1 protein-coding gene and 1 pseudogene are annotated in these 2845 nt (G+C 73.6%); both read left to right on the forward strand.

The genetic code is table 11. The annotated features are described in order from the left end of the window. Positions 1-2129: pseudogene (locus ABT127_RS39415) on the forward strand (condensation domain-containing protein); the annotation flags it as partial. Positions 2130-2270: 141 nt separating this feature from the next. Beyond that, positions 2271-2845 (forward strand): AMP-binding protein (locus ABT127_RS39420; RefSeq protein WP_502971861.1); only part of this gene is annotated, 575 nt, incomplete at its 3' end.

Below are 2845 nucleotides of genomic sequence, written 5' to 3' on the forward strand. Positions count from 1 at the left end.
CTCGATCCGGGGCTGCGTCCGGTGCCGGTCGGGGTGGCGGGGGAGCTGTACATCGCGGGTGCGGGGCTGGCCCGGGGATATCACCGGCGTCCGGGATTGTCGGCGGAGCGGTTCGTGGCCGATCCGTACGGTGCTGCCGGTACGCGCATGTACCGGACCGGTGATCTGGTGCGACGTACGGCGGCCGGTGATCTGGAGTACATCGGGCGCACCGATTTCCAGGTGAAGGTGCGTGGCTTCCGAATCGAACTCGGTGAGATCGAGACCGTTCTCGCCGACCATCCGGACATCGGCAGAGCTGCCGTCGTGGTCCGTGAGGACGCCCCGGGCGACAAGCGCATCGTCGCCTACGCCGTGCCCGGGCCCGACGGCTCGCCCGACGCCGACGTCCTGCGCAAGCACGTCGCCGTGACCCTGCCCGACTACATGGTCCCGTCGGCCTTCGTCGTCCTCGACGCCCTGCCGCTGACGCCCAACGGCAAGCTCGACCGCGCCGCCCTGCCCGCCCCCGCGCTCGGCGCACTCGGCGAGGGACGTCCGCCGCGCACCCCGCAGGAGGAGACCCTGTGCGGCCTGTTCGCCGAGGTCCTCGGCGTGCCGGCGGTCAGCGTCGACGACGACTTCTTCGCCCTCGGCGGCCACTCGCTGCTCGCCAACCGCCTGGCCGCCCGCGTCCGTTCGGCGCTCGGCAAGGAAATGAGCATCCGCGCCTTCTTCGAGCGGCCCACCGTCGCCGCCCTGGCCGAGAGCCTCGCGCAGGCCTCCGCCACCACCACCCGTCCCGCGCTGCGCCGCCGCACCGGTACCAAGGAGAACTCGTGACCACGCTGTCCTTCTCGCAGCGCCGCCTGTGGTTCCTCAACCAGCTGGACGGCCCGAGCGCGATCTACAACATCCCCACCGCCCTGCGGCTGACCGGCTCCCTCGACCGCGCGGTGCTCACCGCCGCCCTGGCCGATGTGATCACCCGCCACGAGACCCTGCGCACCGTCCTCGCCGACGGGCCCGAAGGGCCCCGCCAGGTGGTGCTCGACGCCACCGCCGACACCGCCGCACCCGTGCTCACCGAGGTGCCGTGCGACGAGGCCGGCCTCGACGAAGCCCTCCAGGCGGCGGCCCGGCACGAGTTCGACCTGCTCGGCGAGACCCCGATCCGCTGCACCCTGTTCGCCCTCGCCCCCGACGAGCACGTCCTGCTGGTGCTGCTGCACCACGTCGCGGGCGACGGCTGGTCCGTGCCCGTCCTCGTCCGCGACCTGCTCCGCGCCTATGCCTCCCGGCAGGCGGGCCACGCGCCCACCTGGGCCGAACTGCCCGTCCAGTACTCGGACTTCACCGTCTGGCAGCAGGAGCTGCTCGGCTCCGAGGACGACCCGGACAGCGTCGTCTCCCGGCAGCTCGGCTACTGGCGCGAGACGCTGGCCGGCCTGCCGGACGAACTCGGTCTGCCCGCCGACCGGCCCCGCCCGGCGACCGCCACCCACCGCGGCGACACCCTGCCGCTGAGCGTGCCGGCCGACGTGCACGCGCGACTGCTCACGCTCGCGCGGGAGAACCGGGCCAGCCTCTTCATGGTCGTCCAGGCCGCCCTGGCCACCCTCCTCGGCAAGCTGAGCGGCTCCACCGACGTGCCCCTCGGCACCCCGATCGCGGGCCGCACCGACGAGGCGCTCGACGACCTGGTCGGCTTCTTCGTGAACACCCTGGTGCTGCGCGCCGACCTGTCCGGCACCCCCACCTTCCGGGAGCTCCTCGCCCGGGTGCGGGACGCCGACCTGCACGCGTACGAGCACCAGGACGTGCCCTTCGAGCGGCTCGTGGAAGTGCTCAACCCGCCCCGCGCGATGGCCCGCCACCCGCTCTTCCAGACACTGCTCACCTGGAACGACAACGACCAGCGCCAGGCCCGCACGGCCGCCGCCGACCTGCCGGGCCTGACCGTCGCCGGGCACCACGCCGAGACCCGCACCGCCCGCTTCGACCTCTCCTTCACGGTCGAGGAACGGCAGAGCGGCTCGGGAGCGCCCGAGGGGCTCAGCGGCGCCCTGAACTACAGCACCGACCTGTTCGACCGGTCCACCGCCGAACGCATCGCCGAGCGGTTCACCCGGGTGCTCGCGGCGGTGGCCGCCGCCCCGGACGCGCCGGTCGCCCGCGTCGACCTGCTCACCGAGGACGAGCGGCACGAGGTCCTGGAGGCGGCCAACGCGACCGCACGGGAGGTCGAGGCCGCCACCGTCCCCGAGCTGTTCGCCGCCCGCGCCGCCCGTGTGCCCGGAGCGCCCGCCCTGTCCCACGGCGCGCGGACGGTCCCGTACGGGGAGCTGAACGCCCGGGCCAACCGGCTCGCGCACTGGCTGATCGAGCGGGGCGCCCGCCCCGAGTCCCTGGTCGCCGTCGTCCTGCCGCGCTCGGTCGACCTGGTGGTCGCGCTGCTCGCGGTCCTGAAGACCGGTGCCGGGTACGTGCCGGTGGACCCCGAGTTCCCGCAGGAGCGGATCGCCTACATCCTGGAGGACGCCGCACCGGTTCTGACCCTGACCGAGGACACGCTCGCGGCGGCGGACCTCACGGACCACAGCGCCGACGACCCGTGCACCGCGCCGCTCCCGGGCGAGAGCACGGCGTACGTGATCTACACGTCGGGTTCCACGGGCCGGCCGAAGGGTGTCGCCGTTCCGCATGCGGCGCTGGTGAACTTCCTTGCGGCGATGCAGGACCGGTTCGCGCTGACCGAGCGCGACCGGCTCGCGGCGGTGACGACGGTCGGGTTCGACATCGCGGGTCTGGAGCTGTTCCTGCCGTTGCTGCACGGTGCGCAGGTCGTCCTGGCCCCGCGTGACGT

The organism is Streptomyces sp. NPDC001904 (assembly GCF_040297005.1).
Taxonomy (GTDB): Bacteria; Actinomycetota; Actinomycetes; order Streptomycetales; family Streptomycetaceae; genus Streptomyces.